This is a genomic window from Mycobacterium sp. FW102-FHT13B02 (assembly GCF_058790275.1).
The window spans coordinates 176,182-194,055 of sequence record NZ_JBYTCM010000003.1 but is presented as its reverse complement, the minus strand read 5'-3'; the positions used below and the strand labels follow the sequence as shown (position 1 = coordinate 194,055).

21 protein-coding genes, 1 other RNA gene and 1 pseudogene are annotated in these 17,874 nt (G+C 65.9%); 14 read left to right on the top strand and 9 right to left on the bottom strand.

Going from position 1 to position 17,874, the window contains the following annotated elements:
- Positions 1 to 9 precede the first annotated feature (9 nt).
- From ftsE to AC3WTE_RS06560, 4 genes are read left to right on the top strand one after another with little or no spacing between them, the layout of a single operon-like run.
- Positions 10 to 699 carry a cell division ATP-binding protein FtsE gene (gene ftsE / locus AC3WTE_RS06575; protein WP_020102687.1) on the top strand — a complete coding sequence of 230 codons (690 nt, stop codon included), beginning with the start codon at positions 10 to 12 and terminating at the stop codon, positions 697 to 699.
- Positions 700 to 1,596, top strand: coding sequence for a permease-like cell division protein FtsX (ftsX, locus tag AC3WTE_RS06570; protein WP_138231512.1), 897 nt, complete (start codon positions 700 to 702; stop codon positions 1,594 to 1,596). It begins immediately after the preceding gene.
- Positions 1,597 to 1,598: 2 nt separating this feature from the next.
- A complete protein-coding gene (gene smpB / locus AC3WTE_RS06565; RefSeq protein ID WP_492436546.1) occupies positions 1,599 to 2,099 on the top strand; it encodes an SsrA-binding protein SmpB in 501 nt (166 codons plus the stop codon).
- Positions 2,096 to 2,941 (top strand): EamA family transporter, encoded by an 846-nt coding sequence (locus AC3WTE_RS06560; protein ID WP_492436825.1) that lies wholly within the window; start codon positions 2,096 to 2,098, stop codon positions 2,939 to 2,941. Before smpB ends, AC3WTE_RS06560 begins: the two co-directional genes overlap by 4 nt.
- Positions 2,942 to 2,950: 9 nt before the next feature.
- Here AC3WTE_RS06560 and AC3WTE_RS06555 read toward each other — a convergent pair whose 3' ends face one another.
- Both AC3WTE_RS06555 and AC3WTE_RS06550 read right to left on the bottom strand, forming a co-directional pair.
- Positions 2,951 to 3,361: a VOC family protein gene (locus tag AC3WTE_RS06555; RefSeq protein ID WP_492436545.1), complete on the bottom strand. Its 411-nt coding sequence runs from the start codon at positions 3,359 to 3,361 to the stop codon at positions 2,951 to 2,953.
- A gap of 20 nt (positions 3,362 to 3,381) precedes the next feature.
- Complete coding sequence (locus AC3WTE_RS06550) at positions 3,382 to 3,816, bottom strand: helix-turn-helix transcriptional regulator (RefSeq protein ID WP_492436544.1); 435 nt, start codon at positions 3,814 to 3,816, stop codon at positions 3,382 to 3,384.
- A gap of 83 nt (positions 3,817 to 3,899) precedes the next feature.
- On the opposite strand from AC3WTE_RS06550, the gene AC3WTE_RS06545 reads away from it, so the two are divergent.
- Entirely contained in the window at positions 3,900 to 4,754 is an 855-nt protein-coding gene (locus tag AC3WTE_RS06545; protein WP_492436543.1) for a maleylpyruvate isomerase family mycothiol-dependent enzyme, read from the top strand.
- 91 nt (positions 4,755 to 4,845) lie between these two features.
- Positions 4,846 to 5,218, top strand: a transfer-messenger RNA (tmRNA) gene (gene ssrA / locus AC3WTE_RS06540).
- Between the two features lie 92 nt (positions 5,219 to 5,310).
- Here the strand turns inward: ssrA and AC3WTE_RS06535 are convergent.
- Positions 5,311 to 5,736: a PPOX class F420-dependent oxidoreductase gene (locus AC3WTE_RS06535; protein ID WP_492436542.1), complete on the bottom strand. Its 426-nt coding sequence runs from the start codon at positions 5,734 to 5,736 to the stop codon at positions 5,311 to 5,313.
- A gap of 140 nt (positions 5,737 to 5,876) precedes the next feature.
- On the opposite strand from AC3WTE_RS06535, the gene AC3WTE_RS06530 reads away from it, so the two are divergent.
- Positions 5,877 to 6,347: a nuclear transport factor 2 family protein gene (locus tag AC3WTE_RS06530; RefSeq protein WP_492436541.1), complete on the top strand. Its 471-nt coding sequence runs from the start codon at positions 5,877 to 5,879 to the stop codon at positions 6,345 to 6,347.
- A gap of 116 nt (positions 6,348 to 6,463) precedes the next feature.
- Here AC3WTE_RS06530 and AC3WTE_RS06525 read toward each other — a convergent pair whose 3' ends face one another.
- Positions 6,464 to 6,745, bottom strand: a complete 282-nt coding sequence (locus AC3WTE_RS06525; protein ID WP_492436540.1) for a hypothetical protein — start codon at positions 6,743 to 6,745, stop codon at positions 6,464 to 6,466.
- Positions 6,746 to 6,798: 53 nt separating this feature from the next.
- Between AC3WTE_RS06525 and AC3WTE_RS06520 the strand changes: the two genes are divergently transcribed.
- Positions 6,799 to 7,821 (top strand): linear amide C-N hydrolase, encoded by a 1,023-nt coding sequence (locus tag AC3WTE_RS06520; RefSeq protein ID WP_492436539.1) that lies wholly within the window; start codon positions 6,799 to 6,801, stop codon positions 7,819 to 7,821.
- 138 nt (positions 7,822 to 7,959) lie between these two features.
- Positions 7,960 to 8,706, top strand: coding sequence for an alpha/beta fold hydrolase (locus tag AC3WTE_RS06515; protein ID WP_492436538.1), 747 nt, complete (start codon positions 7,960 to 7,962; stop codon positions 8,704 to 8,706).
- A 20-nt stretch (positions 8,707 to 8,726) separates the two neighbouring features.
- Here AC3WTE_RS06515 and AC3WTE_RS06510 read toward each other — a convergent pair whose 3' ends face one another.
- Positions 8,727 to 10,166 (bottom strand): glycoside hydrolase family 183 protein, encoded by a 1,440-nt coding sequence (locus AC3WTE_RS06510; protein ID WP_492436537.1) that lies wholly within the window; start codon positions 10,164 to 10,166, stop codon positions 8,727 to 8,729.
- Positions 10,167 to 10,371: 205 nt separating this feature from the next.
- Here AC3WTE_RS06510 and AC3WTE_RS06505 point away from each other — a divergent pair, with 205 nt between their 5' ends.
- The gene (locus AC3WTE_RS06505; RefSeq protein WP_492436536.1) at positions 10,372 to 10,995 is read left to right on the top strand and encodes a TIGR03085 family metal-binding protein; all 624 of its coding nucleotides are present in this window, start codon (positions 10,372 to 10,374) and stop codon (positions 10,993 to 10,995) included.
- A 76-nt stretch (positions 10,996 to 11,071) separates the two neighbouring features.
- Here AC3WTE_RS06505 and AC3WTE_RS06500 read toward each other — a convergent pair whose 3' ends face one another.
- Positions 11,072 to 11,404 carry a hemophore-related protein gene (locus AC3WTE_RS06500; protein WP_492436535.1) on the bottom strand — a complete coding sequence of 111 codons (333 nt, stop codon included), beginning with the start codon at positions 11,402 to 11,404 and terminating at the stop codon, positions 11,072 to 11,074.
- Between the two features lie 238 nt (positions 11,405 to 11,642).
- Here AC3WTE_RS06500 and AC3WTE_RS06495 point away from each other — a divergent pair, with 238 nt between their 5' ends.
- Together AC3WTE_RS06495 and AC3WTE_RS06490 are read left to right on the top strand one after the other, a co-directional pair.
- Complete coding sequence (locus tag AC3WTE_RS06495) at positions 11,643 to 12,251, top strand: GNAT family N-acetyltransferase (RefSeq protein ID WP_492436534.1); 609 nt, start codon at positions 11,643 to 11,645, stop codon at positions 12,249 to 12,251.
- A 28-nt stretch (positions 12,252 to 12,279) separates the two neighbouring features.
- Positions 12,280 to 12,972, top strand: a complete 693-nt coding sequence (locus AC3WTE_RS06490) for a YceI family protein (protein ID WP_492436533.1) — start codon at positions 12,280 to 12,282, stop codon at positions 12,970 to 12,972.
- A 16-nt stretch (positions 12,973 to 12,988) separates the two neighbouring features.
- Here AC3WTE_RS06490 and AC3WTE_RS06485 read toward each other — a convergent pair whose 3' ends face one another.
- The 3 genes from AC3WTE_RS06485 to crcB (AC3WTE_RS06475) are packed head-to-tail and all read right to left on the bottom strand — an operon-like array spanning position 12,989 to position 14,867.
- Positions 12,989 to 14,110, bottom strand: coding sequence for a DUF190 domain-containing protein (locus AC3WTE_RS06485; RefSeq protein ID WP_492436532.1), 1,122 nt, complete (start codon positions 14,108 to 14,110; stop codon positions 12,989 to 12,991).
- Positions 14,107 to 14,472, bottom strand: a complete 366-nt coding sequence (crcB, locus tag AC3WTE_RS06480) for a fluoride efflux transporter CrcB (RefSeq protein WP_492436531.1) — start codon at positions 14,470 to 14,472, stop codon at positions 14,107 to 14,109. Before crcB (AC3WTE_RS06480) ends, AC3WTE_RS06485 begins: the two co-directional genes overlap by 4 nt.
- Complete coding sequence (gene crcB / locus AC3WTE_RS06475; RefSeq protein WP_459366022.1) at positions 14,469 to 14,867, bottom strand: fluoride efflux transporter CrcB; 399 nt, start codon at positions 14,865 to 14,867, stop codon at positions 14,469 to 14,471. Before crcB (AC3WTE_RS06475) ends, crcB (AC3WTE_RS06480) begins: the two co-directional genes overlap by 4 nt.
- A 70-nt stretch (positions 14,868 to 14,937) precedes the next feature.
- On the opposite strand from crcB (AC3WTE_RS06475), the gene pgm reads away from it, so the two are divergent.
- Both pgm and AC3WTE_RS06465 read left to right on the top strand, forming a co-directional pair.
- Positions 14,938 to 16,572 (top strand): phosphoglucomutase (alpha-D-glucose-1,6-bisphosphate-dependent), encoded by a 1,635-nt coding sequence (gene pgm, locus AC3WTE_RS06470; protein ID WP_492436530.1) that lies wholly within the window; start codon positions 14,938 to 14,940, stop codon positions 16,570 to 16,572.
- Positions 16,569 to 17,824, top strand: a pseudogene (locus AC3WTE_RS06465) (MFS transporter); the annotation flags it as partial. The gene pgm and the pseudogene AC3WTE_RS06465, both read left to right, overlap by 4 nt.
- Positions 17,825 to 17,874: the final 50 nt, after the last annotated feature.

Sequence of the window (17,874 nt, the reverse complement as noted above, 5' to 3'; positions counted from 1 at the left end):
CGTGCCGTGATGATCACCCTCGACCACGTGAGCAAGAACTACAAGTCTTCGGCACGCCCAGCCCTGGACAACGTGTCGCTCAAGATTGACAAGGGTGAGTTCGTCTTCCTCATCGGTCCGTCCGGTTCCGGCAAGTCGACGTTCATGCGCCTGCTGCTCGGAGCGGAGGTGCCGACCTCAGGTGACATCCGTGTCTCGAAGTTCCACGTCAACAAGTTGCCCAGCCGGCACATCCCGAGCCTGCGCCAGGTGCTCGGCTGCGTGTTCCAGGATTTCCGGCTGCTGCAGCAGAAGACGGTGTTCGAGAACGTGGCGTTCGCGCTCGAGGTGATCGGCAAGCGCCCCGACACCATCAACCGCATCGTGCCCGACGTGCTGGAGATGGTGGGCCTGTCGGGCAAGGCCAACCGGCTGCCCGGTGAGCTGTCCGGTGGCGAGCAGCAGCGCGTCGCGATCGCGCGCGCCTTCGTCAACCGGCCGCTGGTGCTGCTGGCCGACGAACCCACCGGCAACTTGGATCCCGAGACGAGCAACGACATCATGGACCTGCTGGAGCGGATCAACCGCACCGGTACGACGGTCGTGATGGCCACTCACGACCATCACATCGTCGACTCGATGCGTCAGCGCGTCATCGAACTCGAACTCGGCCGCCTCATCCGTGATGAGCAGAGCGGCGTCTACGGAATGGATCGCTAAGTGCGCTTCGGCTTTCTTGTCAATGAAGTCCTGACCGGATTTCGTCGCAACGTCACCATGACGGTCGCCATGATCCTGACGACCGCCATCTCCATCGGTCTGTTCGGTGGTGGCCTGTTGATCGTGCGCCTGGCCGACCAGTCCAAGCAGATCTATCTGGACCGCGTGGAGAGCCAGGTCTTTCTGACCGACGACGTCTCCTCCAACGACCCCAACTGCGAAGCCGACCCGTGCAAGTCGCTGCGCAAGCTGATCGACGACCGCAAGGACGTCAAGTCGGTCCGGTACATGAACCGGGACCAGGCGTACGACGACGCGGTCCGCCGCATTCCGGCGTTCAAGGATTACGCCAGCAAGAAGGCGTTCCCGGCATCGTTCGTCGTCAAGCTCGACAATCCGGAGCAGCACAAGGGATTTGAAGACGCGCTGCGCGGCCGCCCCGGTGTGCGCCAGGTGACCGACCAGAAGGAGTTGGTGGACCGCCTGTTCGGCATTCTCGACGGCATCAGCGCAACGGCCTTCGCTGTGGCGCTGGTCCAAGCCATCGCCGCGACCCTGTTGATCGCCAACACCGTGCTGATCGCTGCGCGTACCCGCAGCACCGAAATCAGCATCATGAGGCTGGTCGGCGCCTCGCGCTGGTACACGCAGTTGCCATTCTTCGTCGAAGCGTTGCTCGCCGCACTGATCGGTGTGGTGCTCGCCGTGATCGGGTTGATCATAGTGCGCGCGATGTTCCTCGAGGATGTGCTCAACCAGTTCTATCAAGCCGGGTTGATCGCCAAGGTCGACTACGCCGACGTCCTCGTCTTCTGCGCGCCGTGGATGCTGTTGTTGGGGCTTGGTATGTCCGGCATCACCGCGTACGCCACGCTGCGCGCATACATCAGGCGGTAGAGATGGCAAAGAAGAACAACGCCGACAAGGACAAGTCGGGCAACAACGCCGTCGTCGCCACCAACCGCAAAGCGCGACACAACTATTCGATCATCGACACCTATGAGGCGGGTATCGCTCTGGTCGGTACCGAGGTGAAGAGTCTGCGGGAGGGCCTGGCGTCGCTGGCCGACGCGTTCGCCACCGTCGACGACGGCGAGGTGTGGCTGCGTAACCTCCACATCGCCGAGTACCACCACGGCACCTGGACCAACCACGCACCGCGCCGCAACCGAAAGTTGTTGCTGCACCGGCGTCAGATCGACATGTTGGTCGGCAAGCTGCGGGACGGTAACTACACCCTGGTGCCGTTGAAGCTCTATTTCTCCGAGGGCCGCGTCAAGGTCGAGTTGGCCCTGGCCCGCGGTAAAGAGGCGCATGACAAGCGGCAGGACATCGCCAAGCGCGACGCACAGCGCGAGATCACCCGCGAGATGGGTCGACGCCTCAAGGGCAGGAACTGACCGGGGTACTGCTCGCGCTGTTGTCGGCGCTGGGCTATGGCATCAGCGATTTCGTCGGCGGTATCGCGGCACGGCGAGTGGCGGCGCTGCGGGTTGTGCTGGTGTCATATCCCGTCGCCGGCGTGCTGCTGACGGTGATCGCGTGCGTTGTCGGCGGCCAGGTTTCGTCGAGTGCGGTGACCTGGGGCGTGTTGTGCGGCGTCCTGCAGGCGTTCGGCATCTGGTGGTTTTATGCGGCGCTGGGCTCCGGACCGATATCGGTCGTCTCACCGCTGACCGCGATCCTGGTGTCTGGGGGACCGATCGTCGTCGGGGTCGCGATGGGAGAGCGGCCCAGCGGGGTGGCGATCGCCGGAATCGCGTTGGCGTTGGTCGCGGTAGCGCTGGTGAGTGCGCAGGCCACCGATGAGGACGAGACGCCGCACCGGTTCACCGCCAAGGTCGCCTGGCTGACCGTCGGCTCGGGATTGACGTTCGGGCTCAGCTTCGCCGTGATCCATCAGGTGCCGCACGATGCGAAGCTCTGGCCGCTGGTGTTCGCCCGGTTCGCGGCCACCGCAGTGGTGATGGTCGCCGCATTGGCGACCCGCAATTTCGCTCTCCCGCGCGGATTTCCGCTGAAGCTCGCCCTGACCGCAGCGGCGCTCGACGTCATCGCGAACGTGGGAATGCTACTGGCGCTGCAGGCCTCGATGCTGTCGTTGGCGAGCGTGTTGATCTCCCTCTATCCGGCGGCGACCGTCGCGCTGGCGATGGTGGTGCTCAAAGAACGCGTGCGGGCCTGGCAGGCCGTCGGCATGGCTTTGGCGTTGGGCTCGGTCGCGATGATCGCCGCCGGGTAGCCGGCCCGACTACAGCTGGTTGATCCGGATCAGGTTGCCGGTCGGATCGCGAAAAGCGCAGTCGCGCACGCCGTAATCCTGGTCGGTGGGTTCTTGCAGGACGTCGGCGCCGGCGGCCTCCAAGCGGCCGAACAGCGCGTCGAGATCATCGGTGGCCAGCGTGAGGGCGGCGCCGTACGAACCTTTGGCGATCAGTTCCAGGATGGTGCGGCGTTCGTCGTCGGTGATACCGGGGTCCACAGCGGGCGGGTGCAGCACGATCGATGTGCCGGGCTGCCCGGGCGGGCCGACGGTGATCCACCGCATGTCTTGGTAGCCAACGTCTTTGCGAACCTCGAAGCCGAGGTCGTCGCGGTAGAACTTCAGCGCGGCCTCGGCGTCGGTGTGGGGCAGGAATGCGTAGTGAATGGAGATGTCCATGTCCGTCACGGTAGTGCCGGTCAGTGCGGCGGTGCTTCTTGATTCCTGATCGGTCTGGTGACCTGCCGCGCCAGGCAAGCGGGAATGCCGTTGGCCGCCTGCGAATGGTCTCGGCGATACACGCTGGGCGCCACCCCAACCAGCTCGGTGAATCGCGTGCTGAACGTGCCCAGTGATGAAAAGCCAACGGCGAAGCACACATCCGTCACGCTGAGGTCACCGCGCCGCAGCAGCGTCATGGCCCGTTCGATGCGTCGCGTCATCAGGTACGAGTAGGGCGACTCACCGTAGATGCGACGGAATTCCCGGCTGAGGTGGCCGGCGGACATATGCGCGCCACGGGCCAGGTCTTCGACATTCAGCGGCTTGGCGTACTCCCGGTCGATCCGGTCCCGCACCTTGCGGATCACCGTGATGTCTCGCAGGCGTTGCGCCTCGGCCCGGTCGTCCCCCATGTGGCCATCGTCGCATGACCATTGGTTGGGACAGGTCGGGCAATTCGCTGTCCGCGGAGGTGCGGTCGTCGTACCGTCAGCCGGTGAGCAGCTCAACGCGACCCGTCACCGTTCTGGAGAAGTCCGACGTACTGCCCGCTCTCTTCGGGGTGTGGGACGACCTGGACAAACTGTTGTCCACCATCTCCGAGGCGGAACTGCTGACGACACAGACCGAGCTGCCCGGCTGGCATGTCCGGGATGTCGTCGCGCACCTCATCGGCACCGAGTTGATGCTCAAGGGCGAGCCGGTGCCCGAGGCCGACATCGATTTCTCCGAGCTGGACCACGTGCACAACCCCATCGGCGTGATGAACGAATGCTGGACCCGCTCGATGGGTGCGCTGTCGAGTGCCGAGCTGTTGGAGAAGTTCCGCGCCGTGACGGGTGACCGGAAGGCCACGCTGACCGCGATGTCGGACGAGGAGTGGAACACCCCGACGATGACCCCGGCCGGCCAGGACAGTCTTGGCCGATTCATGCGGATCCGGACGTTCGACTCGTGGATGCACGAACAGGACATCCGTGAGTCCGTCGCCCGCCCGGCATCCGACGCGGCATTGCAGAAGCCGGAAGCAGGGCTCTCGCTCGACGAGATCGAGACCATGATGGGATTCGTCGTCGCCAAGCGCGGGGGAGCGCCGGATGGATCGCGGGTCGCGATCGAGCTGACCGGGCCCATGGCGCGCACCATCCGGGTCGCGGTCGACGGCCGCGCCGCGGTCGTGCCCGACTTCGGCGGCGCCGAGCCGACGACGGTGATCCGGATGGACGGCTGGCAGTTCACGCGGCTGTGCGGCGGGCGCCCGCTGGGCGCGGTGCGGCCGGTGGGTATCGAGTTCGAGGGTGACGCCGAAGTGGGGCGACGCATCGTCGAGAACCTGGGTCACGTCATCTGACCTGGTGGCGGGCGTGACCGACAACACGGTGGAGTTGGTGTGAGCGATCTCGTATGATGAAGTGTCCTGCCGAAAGTCGGCGGGGGTGCGAGGGGCTGAACGGTTTCGACTTCGCGCATCGAATCAAGAGAAGCGTGCCGGTGCAGGCAACTGACCACCGTAAGCGTCGTTGTAAAACAAATAAGCGCCGATTCTCATCAGCGCGACTACGCCCTCGCTGCCTAAGTAGCGACCGCGTGTCTGTCAGACCGGGAGCGCCCTCGGCCCGGACCCTGGCATCGACTAGAGGGACCCACCCACGGGGCCGGTCGCGGGGCCCGTGGGGACATCAAACAGCGACTGGGATCGTCATCTCGGCTTGTTCGCGTGACCGGGAGATCCAAGTAGAGGCATAGCGAACTGCGCACGGAGAAGTCTTGAGGGAATGCCGTAGGACCCGGGTTCAATTCCCGGCAGCTCCACAACTCAATAAGCAGTAAATGACGGGTCAGGGCGCAGATGCGCCCTGGCCCGTTTCTTGTACCTGGTCGCCGAATCCGTCCCTCCAGCCCTGGGCTCAGACGTTGCGGCTGTCCGCTTTGAGCAGGTGCGGTTCGGTATCGGTGTCGTCGATGCCGAAGCTGATGATGCGCCGGGGAGTGATACGGATGATCGCGGAATCGAGAAGATCTCCCGCGGGGCCATGTTGTCCCGACGCTGTCATGGCCTGCTGGGCGGTGCCGCGTATCTCCAGGCACCGTACGCGCCATGGGTCGCGAGAGGCGATGTCGTCGACCACGAAGGCCACCTTGTCGTGGTGGGCGAGGTTGCGGAACTTCTGGCTCTTGGCCATGTTGTAGCCCGAGATGTCGATAGTGCCCAGTTCCTCGTTGTAGGTGAAGCCGACGGGGTTGACCTGCGGGGTACCGTCGCGCTGGATCGTAGCCAGTCGCCCGTGGTCCGCCGCCTTCATGAACTCGATTTCGTGTGTTTTGAAGGACATGCGCTCCACGCTAGAACTTCAACCTAGGTTGAGATCAACCCCGGTGCAAGCAACATGCTTCGTAGTTTCGATACCGCCATGTGGTGAGCGACATTACGCATTCCCGTGACAGAAAATGAAACACGTTCTAGTCTCGCGTCATGGGTAACCTGGAGGCGATCGCTGACATTCAACGGCTCAAGTACCGGTACTTCCGGTCCTTGGACCTCAAGGAGTGGGACACCTTCGGGGATTGCCTCGCTTCAGACGTCGTGACCCGCTACGGCACCCACGCCATGGGAGAACCGGTGCACTACGAGGGACGGGACGCCGTCGTCGACTTCATGCGGACCAACCTCGACAACGGAATCATCACAACGCACATCGCCAGCCACCCCGAGATTGAGATTGACTCCGAAACGACCGCACACGGTTCGTGGGTCTTCGAGGACACCGTGATCGTCCCGGGTCACGCGATGATCCGTGGCTCGGGCTACTACGCGGACACCTATCGCAAGGACGAGGACGGTGCTTGGCGTATCGCCAGCACCGGGTATCAGCGGATCTATGAGGCGCTGGTGTCTCTGGAGGACATGCCGAGTTTCAAGTTGCTTGCGAACCGCTGGGCTTAGTGCTTGTGCGCTTCGGCGCTTTCGCGACACCGTCAGTGGCCGCAGCCATTGGCGTTTGATCAACACCTGATCCGGAAGCGTCTAGGCCAGCTCGGACACTGCTGATCATCGAGTACTCAACAGTTATGAAGGGCGATGTCTTTGCCTACATAGGGGTCGTAGCCACGACTCACCACGTAGTCCGACACGGCTTTGAGGCAGCCGCCGGTACTGGTCAGCACCAGATCGGCAACCATCGCGCACGTGGCGGCGCGATAGGTGCCCACATGGTGCACTTCCTGTGGGATGAGCAGATTGCCGAGTTCGCAGTAGGCGTCTGCGTGGGCCACGGGAACTGGCACCAGTGCTGGCGTGGACAAGGCGACAGTGACGACGACGGCTACAAACGACTTGCTCACCTCGACAGTATGGCCGGGCGGGAGCGACCGCATGGAAAGTTAGGCTTCCTCGGGTGTGTACACGAGTCATCTGGCCCGACGCGGGCGACGCGGTTCTGGTCGGCCGCAACATGGACTTCCACCGAGACCTCATGACCAACTTGTGGAAGCAGCCGCGCGGCGTGACCCGCGACGACGGGGTCGCGGGCAAGCTGACCTGGACCTCCAAGTTCGGCAGCGTGATCGCGACCGCCTTCGACATCATCTCGGTGGACGGCATCAACGAGGCCGGCCTGGCGGGGCACGTGCTGTGGCTGGCCGAATCTACTTACAGCACATCGGATGACACCCGGACCCAGCTGAGTCAGGCGATCTGGCTGCAGTATTTCCTCGACAACTTCGCAACAGTGGCCGAGGCCGTCGCGTGGATCGCCGAGACCGATGTGCAGGTGGTCCAGATGGCTGACCCCACAGGTGGCGACCCGCCCACCATTCATCTGGCACTCGATGACGCCACCGGCGACTCGGCGATCATCGAGTACGTCGACGGCGAGCCGAAGGTCTACCACAGCAAGGACTTTCGGGTGATGACGAACTCACCCACCTACGATCAGCAGCTCGAGCTGGTGAAGAACTTCGAGGGCCTCGGGGGCACCGAGCCCTTGCCGGGTTCGACGCTGGCGTCCGACAGGTTCGCGCGTGCCACGTACTACGCCGGCCGGCTGCCCACGCCATCGAGCCAGGTCGAAGCGATCGCGAGCATGTTCTCGGTGATCCGCAACGCCGCCCAGCCCTTCCGGATCCCGGACCCCGGCAAGCCCGACGCCTCGCAGACCATCTGGCAGGTCGTGCTGGACCTGACCAACAAGCGGTATGTCTATGAATCCACCACGCGGCCCAACATTGTGTGGGTGGATCTGGCCGACCTCGACTTCAGCGACGGCAGTCCGCAGCTCAAACTCGACCTCATCAGCGAACTCGCCATTGAGGGCGGCATCGCCGGCAACGTCGGTGGCAAGTTCGCGGATGTCGGACCGATGACCTTCCTGTCGTTATCGCTTCTCCGCGAACTGGCAAAGACCAAGACCGCGGACTGAACGGAACGTCCGCTATTGCCATGACGCGGCGGCCACCCCGCCGCCGATAGGCTAGGCCGGCGCCCGGCGGTGCCGCGATAGCGATGTGACCGGTCGCAACCGGCCACGCTGCCGTCACCACGGTGCCAGGATGGCGCCATGACTGTTGTTCTCGTGCATGGCAATCCTGAGACCGATGCGATCTGGGATCCACTGGTCGACGTGCTCGGTCGCGACGACGTGGTGCGGTTGTCGCCACCAGGATTCGGCGCGCCGCTGCCTGACGGTTTTCCAGCCACCTACCTTGCCTATCGGGACTGGCTCGTGACCGAATTGGAGGCCATCGGCGAGCCGGTTGACGTGGTGGGCCACGACTGGGGCGGCGGCCACGTGCTGACCGCCGTCATGCGCCGGCCCGAACTCGTCCGCAGCTGGGTGACTGACGTCATCGGGACGCTCGACCCGGACTTCGTCTGGCACGACATGGCTCAGGTGTGGCAGACGCCGGGGGAAGGCGAGCAACTCGTCGACACGATGCTCGGCGGGTCGGTGGAGGACCGCGCCGGCCAGATGGTCGCTCTCGGGATGCCGCTGGATGTTGCCACGGCCCTCGCCACCGCCCAGGGGCCAGAGATGGGGCGGGCGATTCTGGCGCTGTACCGGTCGGCGCGTCAACCCGCGATGGCGGAAGCCGGGCGTGACATCGAAAACTTGCGTGCCAGGCCGGGGTTGGCGCTCCTGGCTACCGCGGACCCGTACATCGGCTCGGACGAAATCCGTTATCGCGCAGCGGAGCGGGCGGGCGCGCGCACCGCGACGCTCGACGGCTTGGGGCACTGGTGGATGCTGCAGGACCCGGTGCGGGGCGCCGCCGCCCTCACCGAGTTCTGGGCCACCCTCGATTGAACCGTCAAAGCCGAACTGGCTCAGGGCAGTACGGTGTGCAGCAGCATCACGTTGTACGCCGACCACAGCGACAGCGTGAAGTACAGATCGCGACCGTTGGACCACGGGTGCAGGTACGGCGCGTAGACGCCGCCGGGGAACTGCTGCGACGACACCACCAATTGTTCTGGGCCCCAAGGCCCTTGCGGTGTCGGCGCGGTGCGGATCACCACGTCGGACAGGTTGTTGCAGTACATCACCAGGTACTGCTTGAGGTAGGTGTTGTACTGCACCGACATCTCGCCGACCGGGCCGGGGATGACCGGGGACGCGGCGGCCGGGTTGTTGGGTACCCATGACTGGCTCTCGTTGTTCCAGTACTCGTACTTGCTCATGTCCGGCAACAAGTTCTGCGGCACGCGGGACACGTAGGCGCTTCCGGCTCGGCCGGCAGGGGTTCCGTACGAATAGATGTAGCCGTCACTGCCCTTCAGAAACGCGCCCTGCTGGAAATTCTCGTTGCCCGGCAGGTAGGCGACGCGGGACACGCTGTCCGGCGCCATCGGCCGGACGCTGCTCGGGTACACACCCCAGTTCTGGCCGTTGTCGTTGGAGACGGCGATTGCCGAATAGTTCGTCGTCCACTGACCGGCGCTGTCCCAGTTCTTGATCGACATGAAGCTGGCGTATTGCGTCCTGCCCACGGAGACACCGGAAGTCGGAATGATGCCCTTCTCGACGGGCGCCCAGCGGATGGTGGGGATGGTCTGCTTGGCCAGATTCGGTTGCCACTCGGGGGAGCCGGAATAGGGGTTGGTCACCGAGCCAGGCGGGATGTGGATCCCGCCTGACAGTGTGCGATCGCTGGTGCGGAACATGGTGTTGTAGCGCCACTGCTGGTTGGGGGTGGCGCAGTAGCCGTACGTGTCACCGAACATCATCAGGACCTGGTTGTTCGCCGGATCGCCGTTGTCCCACATGATCCCGAGGTCGGTGCCGGAGATGCCGAACCGTTGCAGGGTGTCGCCGCCGGCGCTCTGGTCGCCGGTCACCCAGCCGACCAGTGACGTGGTGCCCGCGTCGATGGGCGGCGCCGGCTGGGCTGCCGGCTGGGGAGCGGTCTGGGCGGGGGCCGGCTGCGCCACGCGCGGTTGAACCGGCGGCTGCGGTACGCGCGGGTTGGGCGGAACAACCCCGGCCTGCTGTTGCACGGTGCCCTGGGGCGTGAAGACGCTGAGCAGTGATCGGGACAGTTTGCCCAGTGTCGGCAGCGGTGCCTTGTCGTTCGCGTTGCTCGGTCGGTGGCCGCCGTTCGGTGGCCGCATGACTCCACTCGACGGCACCCCGTTTGGCGGCAGCATGCCGGCGTTGGGGCCGGTGCACGGATCCGCTGCTGCGCGGGGCGGTGTGATGCCCACCGCTCCACCGAGAACGACGGCGGCCGTCAAAGCCACCGATGCAAGTCGAGGACGCGGCGACACGGTCACACCTTTCGGAAGGCGGGCGGCGCTCGGACGCCAGCGAGGGGCTTTTGTGACCATAGTTATCAATGGGGTTGTTGGGACCCCTGCTGCGCGGATGGGTACTCATCTGTAACCACGTCGCGACCGTTCACCTGGCGTTTGCCCAGCGGTGGTGACCTGCGTCGCAATGCTCGCGCGGCGCCGCCCGACCTAGACTCACCCCATGACAGCCGCCCAGCGGGAACGCGCCGCACTCGTCGAATCCCTGCGCGAGCACGGGCCCGATGCGCCGACGTTGTGTGCGGGCTGGAACGCCCGGGATCTCGCCGCGCATCTGGTGGTGCGGGAACGCCGGCTCGATGCCGCGCCCGGCATTGTGGTGCCGCAGTTGGCCGGCTACACCGATCGGGTGCAGGCGCACGTGGCCGCATCGACCGACTGGGAGAAGTTGGTCGACATGATCGCCGGGGGTCCGCCGCTGTACTCGCCATTCAAACTGCTCGACCCATTCGTCAACGTCGCCGAGATGTTCATTCACAACGAGGACGTCCGCCGGGCCCAGCCGACCTGGGAGCCGCGTGAGCTCGACGAGCGCCTGGTGTCGGCGCTGGCGGGACAGGTGGCGACCATGGCGCGGATGGGGATGAGGAATTCGCCGGCGCGAATCATCCTCGTGACTCCCGAGGGCCGCCGCCTCGCCGCTGTCGGCCGCGGCGCCGAGGTGACGGTCACCGGCGCGCCCGGTGAGCTACTGCTGTTCGCTGCGGGCCGTGGACCCGCGCAGGTGACCTTTGCCGGACCTGACGAGGCCGTGGCCGCGGTCCGGGGCTCACACCGCGGATTCTGACTGTCGGCGTACCGCTAGAAAGCACAACGCAGCTCGATCCCGAAGGATCGAGCTGCGTTGTTGCCGACTTCTGGGATCAGAAGTTGTTGCAGGTGCTGGCGACGTTCAGCACCAGGTCGGTGTACTGAGCGGCACCCGGGGTGTTGTACGCCCGCGTGATCAGCGCCTTACGCTGCTGCGGACCGGAGGCGATCAGCTGGTGCAGGTAGCCGACGCCGATCGGGTTGGCCTGCAGCTCGGCGGCGGCACCCGGGTCGAGGGCGTTCAGAGCGGCGATCACCTGCGGGTAGGTGCAGGTCGAGTACATGATCGGGGTGGGGTCCGGCTGAGCGTAGGCAACAGCGCCGCTGGCCATGACCGCAACCAGTGCAGAGCCCGCGCCGACCATCATCCGAGTGGTGAAAGACATTGTGTATTCCCCTCCCGCACCAGCTAAGCGATGCGACCAAAGTGATTGATGACTACGTTAGCAGGTCTATCGACCTTGGGTGGCTGAGCGTTACAGGGTCCGTCTTGCTCTTTCGGTGTGCGTTTTGGGGGCCCGGTGGCGGGGCCGCCGCCTTCGGTATTCAGGCGCGCAGCGAAGTCCTATGCGATGGGATGTAGGCAAAGCTAACCTAAATCGATCGGGTAGGCTCGCCGCTGAAATGACCGAGATTGATCAGGGGCCGGTCCTGCCGCGCGAGTTGACGTCAGTGTCCGCAGAGGTGCGGGCGGTAGGTGCACCACCGGTGCCGCAGCTCGCCGGCCCGTGGGCCGTGCGTCTTGTCGACGCCGAAGCCGACGCCGAGATGCTGTCCGAATGGATGAATCGACCGCATCTGGCCGAGGCCTGGGAATATGACCGGCCGCCGCAATGGTGGCGGCGGCATCTTCAGGCGCAGCTCGACGGTGAGTACTCCCGGCCGCTGTTGGTGAGCTATCAGGACAACGCCATCGGCTACCTCGAGCTGTACTGGGCAGCGAAGGATTCCATCGCTCCTCGATACGATGCCGATCCCTATGACTTGGGACTGCACGCCGCGATCGCCGATGAGCGCTTCGTGCACCGCGGACTCGGACCGATCCTGATGCCCCAGTTGGTGGCGAGCCTGTTCGAACTGGTCCCGTCCTGCCGCCGGGTGATGTTCGATCCCGACCACCGCAATGTCGGTGCGCGCCGGCTGGTCGAGCACGGCGGCGCCGAGTTCCTCGGTGAACACGACATGCCCAACCGCAGGATGGCGCTGTACGCGCTGGCGCGCCCATCCAGCTGACGTCGCACCGGCCCTGTATATAAGGGGAGTGGCAAAAAGGCTTCTGCTGTTGCTGGCAGTGCTCGCCGTCGTGGGAGTTTGCGCCGGACCGTGGTTCTACCGAACCCAGATGGAGGGCACACCGGCTCCCATGCTGAGCCTGCCGACGACACATCGCCCGGCCAGCACCAACCTCGATGGCAAATGGGTGGTGAGTGCAGGCCCCGAAGACGAGGCCAAACGCACGCAGGCCGGTTACCGCGCCCGGCAAAAACTCCTGTGGGAAACCGTCATCGTCACCGGGCGGACCAATTCGGTCCGGGGTGACGCCACGGTTACGGGCGGCAACTTGCAGGCGGCGAGCTTCGTCGTCGACGTCGGGACCATGCAGTCGGCGCACCGGGGCCGGGACGACAAGTTCCGCAGCAGCGAAGTGATGGATGCCGCGCAGTTCCCGACAGCCAAGCTCGCTGTGCTCGATCCGGTCAACCTGTCCGCCGTCTCTGGCGATGGCACGCCCACCACCCTGGAGGTGTCGGCGCAACTAACCCTCAAGGGCGTCAGCCGGCAGGTGGCGGTGCGGCTGGACGTGCAGCGGTCGGGTAGCGGCGTGGTCGCCGTGGGCCAAATCCCCGTCACCTTCGCCGATTACGGGATCGCACCGCCGCCGCCGCCGGCCGGTCTGCTCGCTGTCGATCCGATCGTCACCATCGAATTCCTGGTGAACCTGGTCAAGCGCTGAGCGCGGACGGGGACCTTCAGGGTTGGAAGTGCCCCAGATTGGTACCGCCGTCCCGGTGCCCGTCGTCCACGGACACCAGTGCGGGCACGCGTTCGCAGGTGACCACTCCATGCGCGGTGGTCACCTCATCGATGAGATCGAATGCGGCAGCGATGTTCTCGGGGGTGTCCACCACGATGGTCGTGACCGGAACCTGGCGCCCGAGCTGAAAGAGCTTGTCGCCGTGCGGTGTCCGCCCGTCATGGAAACCCCAGATGCCGCGTAGGACGGTGACGCCGCGGCTGTTTGCGTTGGCGCGCAGCCGCCGGACGATCTCCCGGTGCACCGGTTCGCCGTCGTGCAGGGTGTCTTCGGCGGTATGGATCATCAGCTTCTGCCACAACGGGGTTCCCTTGGCGTCGCGGGCCGGGAGCGCACCGGGGCGGGCCACCAGCGTCCCTGCCTGTTTGCACAGCTCGGCCCGCTCCACGGTCACCAACGGATCGGGCAGTAGGCGCTCCAGTTCGGGTAACACCGCGGCGGCGCGGGCGCCGTCGCCGACCGCGATGATCATCACCGGAACGTCGGTGTTCCGGTTCAGGAACCGGGCCCGCTCGCGGTGTCCGCGGACGGTGCCGTCGACACCGAGAAACACCGACGCACAGGCGAATCCGCTGCGGTGTAGCAGGTCGCACACCGCCATATGGGCGGGACGGCCGTTGATCCGGTGCTGGCGCCCGACGTAGACGCTGAGTTTGGTGTTCTGGGGCGAGCGCAGCGACGGGATGGGGGATGCGCCGACGCTCGTCGTGGTGATGAGGCGGGCGCGTTCGAGCGTGATGAGTCCGCGGGTCGTCAGCTCCACGGTCCGCTCGGCCAGCCCCGCGATCTTGTCGGCGGTATCCACCGCGGCGATGGCCACCGGCAGGTCCTCGGACTGGCTCAGGGTCTGGTCGGTGCGCAGCTGGTGCCGCGGCCCGAATCCGGCGATGCCACGCAGCACGACACTGGTGGCAACATTCTCGGCGCCGTACAGGTCGAGAAGTTCCTCGGCGAGGAACCGATCCTGATGGTAGCCGGGGCGAGCGAAGCGACGGGAGACACGTTGGCGCTCACCGAAGTACGTCGTCAGTTTCAGGTAGTCCGCCGATTCGCTCACTGTAAACCGCCCATCCACAATCCCAGCGCCGCGGCGGCCAGGCCCAGCACCACGCTCGCCACGATATTGGCCAGGGCGAACCAGACCTGCCGCTCCTCCCCGAGGCGCTGGGTTTCCAGCATCCACGTCGAGAACGTCGTATATGCACCGACGAATGCAGTCCCTGCCAGCAGGGCGACGTTGGGACTCAACGCCAGTCCGCCGAAGAAGCCGAGCAGCCAGGCGCCGCTGAGGTTCACCACGAAGGTGCCATACGGGAAGCTGCTGCTCTTGCGTTTGGATACGGCGCGGTCGACCAGGAAACGCGTCACCGCGCCTACGCCGCCGATGAGGGCGACACCGAGCCAGATGACCGCCGTCATGCCCGCACCCGGACTCGCCGCACCAGCACCGTGGCCAGGTACACCGCAGCCAGGCCTGCGACGATGCTGGCCACCGTGTAGCCCGCAGCCAGCCCGTAGGCGCCGTGCCCGAGCATCCGGACTGTTTCGACCTGCATGGTGCTGAACGTGGTCAGGCCGCCGCACACGCCGGTGCCGAGTAGTGGGCGCTGGTAGCTCGACACAGGTAGCCGCTCCAGTAGCCGGGTGGTGAAGTACCCGAGCAGGAACGCGCCGACGATGTTGACGACGAACGTGGGCCAGGGCCAGTGCTCGGGATGAGGCACGGCGAAGACGGCCAAGGCGGCGCGCGCGACGGTGCCGATGGCGCCCCCGACGAACACGGCGGCCAATTCTCGGTTGTCGTGGCCGAACATAGGGCAAAAGTATGGTGGCCGAACGCCGACAGGTGCACACCGGGGGAGAACCGGTAGCAGAATCGAGCTCATGACGGCCAACCCGCGCGCCGGCCAACCGGCCCAGCCAGACGACCTGATCGACGTGGCCCACGTTGTCACCGCCTACTACACGGTGGCGCCGGACCCCGAGAACGTCGACCAACAGGTGGTGTTCGGCACGTCGGGGCACCGCGGTTCGAGCCTGGACGCGGCGTTCAACGAGCCACACATCCTGGCCACCACGCAGGCGATCGTCGAGTACCGCGCCGCGCAGGGCACCACGGGGCCGTTGTTCATCGGTCGCGACACCCACGCCTTGTCCGAGCCGGCCTGGGTGACGGCGCTGGAGGTGCTGGCCGGCAACGAGGTGGTGGCGATGATCGACACCGCCGACCGCTACACGCCCACCCCGGCGGTCAGCCACGCGATCCTGACCTTCAACCGCGGCCGCGAAGGCGATCTCGCCGACGGCATCGTCGTCACCCCGTCGCACAACCCGCCGCGGGACGGGGGCTTCAAGTACAACCCGCCCAACGGCGGCCCGGCCGACACCGATGCGACGAGCGTGATTGCCAAGCGCGCCAACGAGATTCTGCGCGACGGATTGCGTGACGTGAAGCGGATGCCCCTGGCGCGCGCGCTGGGGTCGACGGAGCGGCACGACTATCTGAACGCCTACGTCGAAGATCTGTCGAATGTTGTTGACCTGCATGCTATTCGCGCCGAGGGGGTGCGCATCGGCGCAGACCCGCTCGGTGGGGCGAGTGTCGATTACTGGGGCGCCATCGCCGAGCGGTACCAACTGGACCTGACCGTCGTCAATCCGCTCGTGGACGCGACGTGGCGGTTCATGACCCTCGACACCGACGGCAAGATCCGGATGGACTGCAGCTCGCCGAATGCCATGGCGTCACTCATCGCGAACCGGGACCTGTATCAGATCGCCACCGGCAACGACGCGGACTCGGACCGGCACGGCATTGTCACGCCCGACGGTGGGCTGCTCAATCCGAATCACTATCTCGCTGTGGCCATCGATTATCTGTACAACCATCGAATGGGTTGGCCGGGTTCCACCGCGGTCGGTAAGACCGCCGTCAGCTCGTCGATCATCGATCGAGTGGTGGCCGGGCTGGGGCGCCAGCTCGTCGAGGTGCCGGTCGGGTTCAAATGGTTCGTCGACGGGTTGATCAGCGGCACAATCGGATTCGGTGGCGAGGAGAGCGCCGGGGCGTCGTTCCTGCGGACGGATGGGTCCGTCTGGACCACCGACAAGGACGGCATCATCCTGGCGCTGCTGGCCTCGGAGATTCTCGCGGTCACCGGTAAGTCGCCGTCGCAGCGGTACGCCGAGCTGACCGAGAAGTACGGCGCCCCGTCCTACGCCCGCATCGATGCGCCGGCCGATCGCGACCAGAAAGCGCGGTTGTCGAAGCTGTCGGCCGAGCAAGTCACCGCGACCGAGCTGGCGGGTGAGCCGATCGTCGCCAAGCTCACGGCGGCACCCGGCAACGGCGCCCCGCTCGGCGGCCTGAAGGTGACCACCGAGAACGCGTGGTTCGCCGCGAGGCCGTCGGGCACCGAGGACGTGTACAAGATTTATGCCGAGTCCTTCAGAGGTCCCGACCACCTGGCCGAGGTGCAAAAAGCGGCCCGGGAAGTGGTGAATACAGTTATCGGGTGAACGCTGTCACCGAGGGCGACGGTCCGGCCCCGACCCGACTCCCCACCGAGATCTGGGTCCTGGGCGGCGCCAACGTCGTCATCGCACTCGGCTACGGCGTGGTCTCCCCGGTGCTGCCGGCGTACGCGCGCAACTTCGGCGTCAGCATCGGTGCGGCGACGTTCGTCATCACCGCCTTCGCCGCGATGCGGCTGATCTTCGCGCCGCCGAGCGGCCTGTTGGTACAGAAACTCGGCGAGCGGCGCGTCTATCTCACCGGCCTGCTGATCGTCGCGATGTCGACGCTGGCCTGCGCCTTCGCCCAGAGTTACTGGCAGCTGCTGCTGTTCCGATCCCTCGGCGGGGCCGGGTCGACCATGTTCACGGTGTCGTCCCTGGCGCTGATGATCCGGTTGTCGCCGTTCGACGCGCGCGGCCGGGTGGCCGGCCTGTTCTCCAGCGCCTTCATGATCGGTGGCGTGGCCGGTCCCGTGCTGGGCAGCCTGACCGCCGGGCTGGGCCTGTCCGTGCCGTTCGTTATCTACGGAGCGGCGCTGGCCGTCGCCGCGGCCGTGGTGTTCGTCAGCCTGCGGAACTCGACGCTGGCGGCGCCCGAGGAGATCACCGGGCCGACGGTGTCGGTGCGGACCGTCCTGCGCAATCGCGCTTATCAGGCCGCACTGCTGTCCAATCTGGCGTCCGGATGGGCCGCGCTGGGCCTGCGGGTGGCGCTGGTCCCGCTGTTCGTGGTCGACGTGCTGCACCGCAGCGCGGGCACGGCGGGCCTGGTGCTGGCGACGTTCGCTATCGGCAACGTGTGTGCCGTCATCCCCAGCGGGCACCTGTCGGACCGGGTCGGCCGGCGCAAGCTGCTGATCGTCGGGCTGACAGTGTCGTCGGTCTCGACGGTGCTACTGGGCTGGACCACGTCACTACCGGTATTTCTCGCGATCGCGTTCGTGACCGGCGTGGCGAGCGGCATGTTCATCTCGCCGCAGCAGGCGGCCATCGCCGACATCATCGGCAGCCAGGCCCGGGGTGGCACCGCGGTGGCGACCTTCCAGATGATGTCGGACCTCGGCACCATCGTCGGCTCGCTGGCCGCGGGGCAGATCGCCCAGCACGTGTCGTTCACGGCGGCGTTCGGCGTGGGCGGGGTGATCCTGCTGGCGGCCGCGGTCAGTTGGTGGCTGGCGCCGGAAACGCGTCGTTCCGGTGACGAGGAGGAGACCCCGATCTGTCCGCTGGGCCACGAGCCGGTGGAGGGGTCCCTGTGACCAGCCGTTTTGTTCACCGTGGGGCTGGTGGTGTAGCTTCATCAGG

What these genes read in the sequence shown, in the direction of transcription:
- ftsE (WP_020102687.1), top strand. Translation starts at nt 10, where the DNA reads ATGATCACCCTCGACCACGTGAGCAAGAACTACAAGTCTTCGGCACGC.
- smpB (WP_492436546.1), top strand. Translation starts at nt 1,599, where the DNA reads ATGGCAAAGAAGAACAACGCCGACAAGGACAAGTCGGGCAACAACGCC.
- AC3WTE_RS06555 (WP_492436545.1), bottom strand. Translation starts at nt 3,361, where the DNA reads ATGGACATCTCCATTCACTACGCATTCCTGCCCCACACCGACGCCGAG.
- AC3WTE_RS06550 (WP_492436544.1), bottom strand. Translation starts at nt 3,816, where the DNA reads ATGGGGGACGACCGGGCCGAGGCGCAACGCCTGCGAGACATCACGGTG.
- AC3WTE_RS06535 (WP_492436542.1), bottom strand. Translation starts at nt 5,736, where the DNA reads ATGTCCTTCAAAACACACGAAATCGAGTTCATGAAGGCGGCGGACCAC.
- AC3WTE_RS06530 (WP_492436541.1), top strand. Translation starts at nt 5,877, where the DNA reads ATGGGTAACCTGGAGGCGATCGCTGACATTCAACGGCTCAAGTACCGG.
- AC3WTE_RS06515 (WP_492436538.1), top strand. Translation starts at nt 7,960, where the DNA reads ATGACTGTTGTTCTCGTGCATGGCAATCCTGAGACCGATGCGATCTGG.
- AC3WTE_RS06505 (WP_492436536.1), top strand. Translation starts at nt 10,372, where the DNA reads ATGACAGCCGCCCAGCGGGAACGCGCCGCACTCGTCGAATCCCTGCGC.
- AC3WTE_RS06500 (WP_492436535.1), bottom strand. Translation starts at nt 11,404, where the DNA reads ATGTCTTTCACCACTCGGATGATGGTCGGCGCGGGCTCTGCACTGGTT.
- AC3WTE_RS06495 (WP_492436534.1), top strand. Translation starts at nt 11,643, where the DNA reads ATGACCGAGATTGATCAGGGGCCGGTCCTGCCGCGCGAGTTGACGTCA.
- crcB (WP_492436531.1), bottom strand. Translation starts at nt 14,472, where the DNA reads ATGACGGCGGTCATCTGGCTCGGTGTCGCCCTCATCGGCGGCGTAGGC.
- crcB (WP_459366022.1), bottom strand. Translation starts at nt 14,867, where the DNA reads ATGTTCGGCCACGACAACCGAGAATTGGCCGCCGTGTTCGTCGGGGGC.
- pgm (WP_492436530.1), top strand. Translation starts at nt 14,938, where the DNA reads ATGACGGCCAACCCGCGCGCCGGCCAACCGGCCCAGCCAGACGACCTG.